Source organism: Comamonas aquatica NBRC 14918 (genome assembly GCF_000739875.1).
In the GTDB taxonomy this organism is placed as follows: Bacteria; Pseudomonadota; Gammaproteobacteria; order Burkholderiales; family Burkholderiaceae_C; genus Comamonas; species Comamonas aquatica.
Genome location: NZ_BBJR01000046.1, coordinates 68,304 through 76,217 on the forward strand (window position 1 = coordinate 68,304; position 7,914 = coordinate 76,217).

The 7,914-nt window shown below is 65.9% G+C and carries 8 protein-coding genes; 7 read left to right on the forward strand and 1 reads right to left on the reverse strand.

Annotation, left to right across the window (positions count from 1 at the left end; genetic code table 11):
• Window positions 1-155: 155 nt before the first annotated feature.
• From CA2_RS10755 to CA2_RS10785, 7 genes are all read left to right on the forward strand, one after another.
• Window positions 156-1,949, forward strand: coding sequence for a nitrite/sulfite reductase (locus tag CA2_RS10755; protein WP_042416590.1), 1,794 nt, complete (start codon window positions 156-158; stop codon window positions 1,947-1,949).
• 26 nt (window positions 1,950-1,975) lie between these two features.
• Complete coding sequence (locus tag CA2_RS10760) at window positions 1,976-2,368, forward strand: DUF934 domain-containing protein (RefSeq protein ID WP_042416593.1); 393 nt, start codon at window positions 1,976-1,978, stop codon at window positions 2,366-2,368.
• Window positions 2,365-3,000 carry a phosphoadenosine phosphosulfate reductase domain-containing protein gene (locus CA2_RS10765; protein ID WP_042416596.1) on the forward strand — a complete coding sequence of 212 codons (636 nt, stop codon included), beginning with the start codon at window positions 2,365-2,367 and terminating at the stop codon, window positions 2,998-3,000. Before CA2_RS10760 ends, CA2_RS10765 begins: the two co-directional genes overlap by 4 nt.
• Before the next feature lie 64 nt (window positions 3,001-3,064).
• Window positions 3,065-3,997: a sulfate adenylyltransferase subunit CysD gene (gene cysD / locus CA2_RS10770; RefSeq protein WP_042416599.1), complete on the forward strand. Its 933-nt coding sequence runs from the start codon at window positions 3,065-3,067 to the stop codon at window positions 3,995-3,997.
• A gap of 164 nt (window positions 3,998-4,161) precedes the next feature.
• Entirely contained in the window at window positions 4,162-5,541 is a 1,380-nt protein-coding gene (locus CA2_RS10775) for a sulfate adenylyltransferase subunit 1 (protein WP_042416600.1), read from the forward strand.
• 144 nt (window positions 5,542-5,685) lie between these two features.
• The gene (gene fdxA, locus CA2_RS10780) at window positions 5,686-6,015 is read left to right on the forward strand and encodes a ferredoxin FdxA (protein ID WP_042416602.1); all 330 of its coding nucleotides are present in this window, start codon (window positions 5,686-5,688) and stop codon (window positions 6,013-6,015) included.
• Window positions 6,016-6,113: 98 nt separating this feature from the next.
• Entirely contained in the window at window positions 6,114-7,178 is a 1,065-nt protein-coding gene (locus tag CA2_RS10785; protein WP_042416604.1) for an NAD(P)/FAD-dependent oxidoreductase, read from the forward strand.
• An 83-nt stretch (window positions 7,179-7,261) separates the two neighbouring features.
• Here CA2_RS10785 and CA2_RS10790 read toward each other — a convergent pair.
• On the reverse strand, window positions 7,262-7,914 hold a 653-nt coding region (locus tag CA2_RS10790; protein WP_042416642.1), incomplete at its 5' end, for an IS30 family transposase.

A 7,914-nucleotide genomic window follows, 5' to 3' on the forward strand; every position in this document is an offset into this window, starting at 1 on the left:
GCTGCGGACGAGCAAGTCTTAACTTCAGGCCATATTTCACGGAGATATAAGACAACAACAAAACAATCGTTTGTTTTTATAAAGAGATTTCATACAGTGCGCAGCCAGAGGGTTTCCAACGACAAGACCCAGCTTTCCACGATCGCGACTGCGCCATGTACCAATACACCGAATTCGACCAAGCGTTTGTCCAGCAACGCGCTGACCAATTCCGAGACCAGCTGGAGCGCTGGCAGACCGGCAAGCTGGCGGAAGACGACTTCCGCCCCCTGCGCCTGCAAAACGGCTGGTATGTGCAGCGCTACGCCCCCATGCTGCGCGTGGCCGTGCCGTATGGCGAAATCAATGCCGCCCAGGTGCGGGTGCTGGCCCGCGTGGCACGCGAGTACGACGAGCCCGAAGCCGCCGTCTTCCAGGCCGCCATGGACGGCCAGGGCAAGCTGGGCACCACCTTCCTGCCCACGCACTGCGCCCACTTCACCACGCGCACCAACGTGCAGTTCAACTGGATCCCGCTGTCCAAGGCCGCCGACGTGATGGACCTGCTGGCCACGGTGAACCTGCACGGCATCCAGACCAGCGGCAACTGCATCCGCAACACCACCACCGACGCCCTGGCCGGGATTGCCGTGGACGAGGCCGTGGACCCCCGCCCCTACGCCGAAATCCTGCGCCAGTGGACCACGCTGCACCCCGAGTTCGCCTTCCTGCCGCGCAAGTTCAAGATCGCCATCACCGGCGCGGCCGAAGACCGTGCGGCCACCGGCTGGCACGATGTGGGCCTGCACCTGGTGAAGAACGCCGCAGGCGAGGTCGGCTTCAAGGTCTTCGTGGGCGGCGGCATGGGCCGCACCCCCGTGATCGCCACGCAGATTCGTGAGTTCCTGCCCTGGAACCAGATCATGAATTACATCGAGGCCATCGTGCGCGTCTACAACGAGCTGGGCCGCCGCGACAACAAGTACAAGGCCCGCATCAAGATCCTGGTCAAAGCCGAAGGCCAGGCCTACATCGACGCCGTGGAAGAGGAATACCGCCAGATCGTCGAAGTCGATGGCGGCCCCCACACCGTGCCCCAGGCCGAATTCGACCGCGTGGCGGCCATGTTCGTCGAGCCCGACCTGTCGTCCCACCCCGCGATTGGCGCCGAGCAGGCCAATGCCGAATTGCAGGCGCAGATTGCCGCCTCGCCCGCGTTTGCACGCTGGGTGCAGCGCAATGTGCACCCCCACCGCAACCCGGCCCTGCGCGCCGTGACCCTGTCCTTCAAGCGCCCCGGCCAGGCCCCGGGCGATGCCAACGGCGACCAGCTGGACGCCCTGGCCGACCTGATGGATGTGTTCTCCGCCGGGGAAGCCCGCGTCACCCACGACCAGAACGTGCTGCTGCCCTGGGTGCATGCCAGCGAGCTGCACGCCCTGTGGCAGCAGGCCAAGGCCCTGGGCCTGGCCAGCACCAACGTGGCCCTGCTGACCGACATGATCGCCTGCCCCGGCGGCGACTTCTGCGCCCTGGCCAATGCCCGCAGCCTGCCGATTGCCGAAGCCATCACCCAGCGCTACCAGGACCTGGACGAGCTGGACGACATCGGCGAGATCGACCTGCACATCAGCGGCTGCATCAACAGCTGCGGTCACCACCACAGCGGCCACATCGGCATCCTGGGCGTCGACAAGGACGGCAAGGAGTGGTACCAGGTCACGCTGGGCGGCTCGGACGGCTCCACGCTGTCCGGCGAAGCCGGCGCCGGCAAGGTGATCGGCCCCTCGTTCTCGGCCGCCGAAGTGCCCGACGTGCTGGAAGCCGTGCTGACCACCTACCGCGACCTGCGCCAGCCCGGCGAGCGTTTCATCGACGCCGTGCGCCGCATCGGCCTGGACCCGTTCAAGGAAGCCGGCAAGGCCGCGCGCCACCCCGCGCCTGCCGAGGTGGAAGCCGAAGCCGTCTGAGCCCCCAGAACCCCAAGGAAACCACCATGCAAATTCTGGCCCACAACGACTACCAGGCCCCGACCGCCAGCACGGCCACCGTGCTGGTGCTGGCCAACGACACCAACGTGCTGGACGTGAACCTGGACGGCATCACGCAGATCGACCTGCACTTTCCCGCCTTCACCGACGGCCGCGCCTTCAGCCAGGCCTACCTGCTGCGCCGCCGCCTGAAGTTTGCCGGCGACATCCGCGCCACGGGCGATGTGCTGATCGACCAACTGGTGCAGATGCAGCGCACCGGCTTCAGCAGCGCCGTGCTGCGCGCAGGCGTGGACGCAGCCGATGCCCAGCGCCAGTTCGAGCGTTTCGGCGGCTACTACCAGGCCGACGCCGTGAACCCCCTGCCCCACTTCCACGCACGCCAGGCCACCGCATGAGCGCACTTGCCCCCACCCTCGATCTGGCCCAGGTGAATGCCGAACTGGGCCGCGACGCCCAGGCCCTGGTGAACTGGGCCGTCGGCCTGGACCTGCCCACCATCGTCACCACCAATTTCCGCCCCTTCGAGGCGGTGATCCTGCACATGGTGACGCGCGCCCGCCCCGACGTGTCCGTGGTCTGGATGGACAACGGCTACAACACCGAAGCCACCTATCGGTTTGCCGATGCGGTGACCAAGCAGCTTGGGCTCAACCTCAAGATCTACCTGCCGCTGCGCTCGCGCGCCCACCGCGAGGCCGTTGAAGGCCCCACGCCCGCGCTGGATGACCCGCGCCACGCGGCCTTCACCGCCGAGGTGAAGCTGGAGCCCTTTGCCCGTGCCCTGCGCGAGACCGCGCCCCAGGTCTGGTTCACCGCCCTGCGCGCGACCGACACCGCCGTGCGTGCGGCCATGGACCCGGTCAGCATCAACCCCGATGGCCTGATCAAGGTGGCGCCCCTGCTGCACTGGTCGTCCAAGGACCTGTACGAATACTGCGAGCAGCACGGCCTGCCCAACAACTTCGACTACGTGGACCCCACCAAGGGTGAAGACAACCGCGAATGCGGCCTGCACATATCCCACTAAGAACCATAGCTACCAGCCCTTACTGGATAAGCGCTAGAGCCCGATTTCGTTTGAAAGTATCTGTATGAACGCCCGTGTGGACACCCCCGTGCTGAGCCAGCTCAGCAACCGCCACCTGGATGCGCTGGAAGAGGAAACCATCTTCATCCTGCGCGAAGTGGCCGCCGCCTTTGAACGTCCCGCCCTGCTGTTCTCGGGCGGCAAGGACTCGCTGGTCATGCTGCGCTGCGCCGAGAAGGCCTTTGGCGCGGGCCGCATCCCCTACCCGCTGCTGATGATCGACACCGGCCACAACTTCCCCGAAGTGACCGATTTCCGCGACTTCCGGGCGCAGGAGCTGGGGGCCGAGCTCATCGTGCGCAGCGTGGAAGACTCCATGGCGCGCGGCACGGTGCGCCTGGCCCACCCGGAAGAGCCCCGCAATGCGCACCAGTCGGTCACGCTGCTGGAAGCGATTGAAGAGTTCCGCTTTGATGCGCTGATTGGCGGCGCCCGCCGCGACGAGGAAAAGGCCCGCGCCAAGGAACGCATCTTCAGCCACCGCGACAGCTTTGGCCAATGGCAACCCAAGGCCCAGCGCCCCGAGCTGTGGACCCTGTTCAACACCCGCATTGCCCCCGGCGAGCACTTCCGCGTGTTCCCCATCAGCAACTGGACCGAGCTGGACGTGTGGCAGTACATCGAGCGTGAGCAGATCGCCCTGCCCAGCCTGTACTACAGCCACCCGCGCCACATCGTCGAGCGCAAGGGCCTGCTGGTGCCCGTGACGGAGCTGACCCCGCCCAAAGACGGCGAAACGGTCGTGGTGCGCGATGTGCGTTTTCGCACCTTGGGCGACATCACCTGCACCTGCCCCGTGGAAAGCACGGCGGCCACGGCGGCCGAGATCGTGATCGAGACCCTGGCCGCCGAGGTCAGCGAACGCGGCGCCACGCGCATGGACGACAAGACCAGCGAAGCATCCATGGAAAAGCGCAAGAAAGACGGTTACTTTTAATGCATCCCCCTGAGGCGCTCACGCGCCTTCCCCCTTCTCTTGCAGGCTTCGCCTTTGGGAAGGGGAACACCACCAACGCGGCGGGGCGGCCCTTGCGCGGTGGTTCTGGGTTGGGCCGTGCCTGAGTTGAGGTCATGCCCTGACTCACTCACTGAAAGCTTTCGATGACTGAAATCATTAATTCCATAGCTACTAGCGCAGGCACAGCAGGCGCTAACGGCCAATTTGACTCTGATTCCGACCACGTCTCTGCCCTGCGCTTCATCACCTGCGGCTCGGTGGACGATGGCAAGTCGACCCTGATCGGCCGCCTGCTGGTGGACACCCGCGCCGTGCTGCAGGACCAGCTGGCCGGCGTGACCAAGAGCGGCGAGACCGACCTGGCCCTGCTGACCGACGGCCTGTCGGCCGAACGCGAGCAAGGCATCACCATCGACGTGGCCTACCGCTACTTCAACACCGACGCGCGCAAGTTCATCATCGGCGACGCGCCCGGCCATGAGCAGTACACGCGCAACATGGTCACGGCCGTCAGCAGCGCCGACGCCGCCGTGGTGCTGGTGGACGCCACCAAGCTGGACTGGCAGAACCCCGGCTTGCAACTGCTGCCGCAGACGCGCCGCCACAGCCTGCTGGCCCATCTGCTGCGCGTGCACTCGCTGGTGTTTGCCGTCAACAAGCTGGACGCCGTGGCCGACCCGGCCCTGGCCTTCACCCACATCCGCGGCGCCCTGGAGCGCTTCGCCCAGGACGCCGGCATTGCCGTGGCGGCCACCGTGCCCGTGTCGGCCCTCAAGGGCTACAACGTGGTCAACGCCCACCATGGCTGGGCCGGTTATGACGGCCCCAGCCTGCTGCAACTGCTGGAGCAGCTGCCCAACACCCCGGCCGACAGCGATCTGCCCTTGGCCTTCCCCGTGCAGTGGGTGGAGAAGTTCCACGACAGCGCCGTCACCACCCAGGGCCGCCGCGTGTTCTGGGGCCGTGTGGCCGCCGGCAGCGCCCAGGTGGGCGCGCAGGTGCAGATTCTGCCCAGCGGCCAGCTGGCCACCATCGCCCAGGTGATCGACCATGCCCGCGCCCCCCAGGGCGTGACGGCGGGCCTGTCCGCCGGTATCACGCTGGACCGCGAGGTGGATGTCTCGCGCGGCGACTGGATCGTGGCTGCCCCCGTGCAGGCCGCCGTGGCCGAGGATGATTTCGACACCCCCACCGCCCAGCCCGCCTGGCCCAGCAGCCGCAGCCTGAGCGCCACCGTGGCCTGGATGGACAACGAGCCCCTGGTGCCCGGCCGCGTCTACTGGGCGCTGCACGGCCACCGCTGGGTCAAGGCCAAGGCCCAGCGCGTGGTGCACCGCCTGAACGTCAACACCCTGGCCGAAGAAGACGCCGCCCAGCTGGAGCCCAACGCCATCGGCGTGGTGGAGTTTGCGCTGCAGGAAGCCATTCCCACCGCCGCCTTCCACCGCAGCCGTGCCCTGGGCTCGCTGATCCTGGTGGACACCGCCAGCAACGCCACCACGGCAGCCGTCCTGGTGCGCTGAACGCGCCCCCGGATTTGATCCGCCACACGGAAACCGCAGCTTGATACCCCTGAATCCATGCCCACTGCTGGCAGGGTTCAGGAAAAAACCTAGAATCGTGGGTTAATACCGATCCCCTTGCATACTGCATAAGAAGAATCTCTCATGACACACGTCGTCACCGAAAACTGCATCAAGTGCAAATACACCGACTGCGTGGATGTTTGCCCCGTGGACTGCTTCCGCGAAGGACCAAACTTCCTCGTGATTGACCCCGATGAGTGCATCGACTGCGCGGTCTGCATTCCCGAGTGCCCGGCCAACGCCATCTTTGCGGAAGAAGATACGCCGGCCGACCAGCTGCACTTCATCAAGCTCAACGCGGAGCTGGCCGTGGCCAAGGGCTGGAAGAGCATCACCAAGCGCAAGGCTTCTCTGCCCGATGCCGATGAATGGAATGGCAAGGAAGGTAAGCTCAGCTTGCTGGAGCGTTGATCGCCTCCGTCCACGCTGGCTCCGATCGCCCCCCCATCAGCCCCAGCCCACTGGGGCTGTTTGCTTTGTAGCTGCCTGATCGCTTTGCACCCACCCGTATGACCTCTGCCCCCACCTGCTCCGCCCCGCTGTCCACCGATGTCGCCGTGATCGGCGCAGGCCCGGTGGGCATGTTCCAGGTGTTCCAGCTGGGCTTGCAGGGGCTGCGCAGCCACCTGATCGACGCACTGCCCCACCTGGGCGGCCAGTGCGCCGAGCTGTACCCAGACAAGCCCATCTACGACATCCCGGGCATTCCCGTGTGCACAGGGGCCGAGCTGGTGCAGCGCCTGCGCCAACAGATGGCGCCGTTTGCCCCCACGCTGCACCTGGGCCAGCAGGTCCAGACCCTGGCGCAGGAGGACGACGGCCAGTGGCTGCTGGGCACCTCCACCGGCACCACGCTGCGCGCCAAGGCCGTGGTGATTGCTGCGGGCGTGGGCTCGTTCGTGCCCAAGGCCGTGAAGGTCGACGGCATCGACGCCCTGGTCGGCAACAGCGTGCACTACCACCCGGCCGATCTGGCCCGGCTGCCCCTGCGCGGGCAGCAGGTGCTGGTGCATGGCGGCGATGAGCTGGCCGTGCAGGCCGCCATCGACGCCCTGGCCCAAGCACCGGCCAGCGTCACCCTGATGCACCGCCGCGAGGTCTTCACCGCCCCTGAAGCCTTGCTGGCCCAGCTGCAGGCCCACCAGGCCGCCGGCCGCATCCGCGTGCTGGCCGCCCAACCCCTGGCGCTGCAGGCCGATGGCACGGCGCTGCAGGCCCTCGACGTCAGCCTGCCCGATGGCAGCCCGCACAGCCTGCCGGTGCAGCAGTGGCTGGTGTTCCAGGGCATCTCGCCCAAGCTCGGCCCCGTGGCCGACTGGGGGCTGGAGCTGGTCAAAAAGCAGTTGCCCGTGGACACGGGCACCTTCGTCACCGAAGCCCCGGGCGTCTACGCCGTGGGTGACATCAACCACTACCCGGGCAAGCGCAAGCTGATTGTCTGCGGCTTTCACGAAGCCACGCTGGCGGCTTTCTCGATCGCGGAATACCTGACCGACAAGCCCGTGCTGCTGCAATACACCACCTCCAGCAGCCATCTGCAAAGCCTGCTCGGGGTGGCCCCCAGCGCCGCCTGAGCGTCCTCTCCTACCCGCTAAACCCTGGTCGTGCCACGTCCGGCGGGCCGACCACGCACGGCAGTTCCCTTTGCCCTGTGGATTCAACCGGTCGATGCAACGCACTCGTTAAACATCTCAGCCGGGGTTCTGTACCCTAAGGTTTTCCTGGGCCGCTCATTTAGCTTTCGGGCAATCGCATCCAACTCATCCTGTGAGTAGCCCGAGATGTCGAGGCCCTTAGGCAGATACTGCCTGAGTAACCCATTGGTGTTCTCGTTCGTTCCGCGTTGCCATGGATTTTGCGGATCGCAGAAGTAGACCTGGATGTCGGTGGCCACCGTGAAGCGCTTGTGCCCCGCCATCTCCGATCCTCGATCCCAGGTCAAGGAGCGATAGAGCTCTTGCGGCAAGGTCTGTGCATGCCTGGCCAGCGCCGCAGCGACTGTGTAGGAGTCTTTGTCCACCAGCTTGACCAGCATCACGTAGCGCGTGTGTCGCTCGACCAGCGTCGCAATCTGGCTGTAGGCATCGCCGAACAACAGATCGCCTTCCCAGTGGCCTGGAACTGCCCGATCCTGAATGCAGGCTGGACGCTCGTTGATGGGCACTGCATCGACGATACGCCCATGAATGGGTGTTTTCTGCGTGTAGTGGCGCGAGCGACGCATCCCCCGGGTACGCCGCAGGTGCTCCAGAAGCTCTTTCTTTAAAGCCCCGCGTGTTTGAACAAAGAGCGTGCGGTAGATGGCTTCGG

Excerpts from the sequence above, each read along its gene's own strand:
- CA2_RS10765 (WP_042416596.1), top strand. The coding sequence starts at position 2,365 with ATGAGCGCACTTGCCCCCACCCTCGATCTGGCCCAGGTGAATGCCGAA.
- CA2_RS10760 (WP_042416593.1), top strand. The coding sequence starts at position 1,976 with ATGCAAATTCTGGCCCACAACGACTACCAGGCCCCGACCGCCAGCACG.
- cysD (WP_042416599.1), top strand. The coding sequence starts at position 3,065 with ATGAACGCCCGTGTGGACACCCCCGTGCTGAGCCAGCTCAGCAACCGC.
- CA2_RS10775 (WP_042416600.1), top strand. The coding sequence starts at position 4,162 with ATGACTGAAATCATTAATTCCATAGCTACTAGCGCAGGCACAGCAGGC.
- CA2_RS10785 (WP_042416604.1), top strand. The coding sequence starts at position 6,114 with ATGACCTCTGCCCCCACCTGCTCCGCCCCGCTGTCCACCGATGTCGCC.
- CA2_RS10755 (WP_042416590.1), top strand. The coding sequence starts at position 156 with ATGTACCAATACACCGAATTCGACCAAGCGTTTGTCCAGCAACGCGCT.
- fdxA (WP_042416602.1), top strand. The coding sequence starts at position 5,686 with ATGACACACGTCGTCACCGAAAACTGCATCAAGTGCAAATACACCGAC.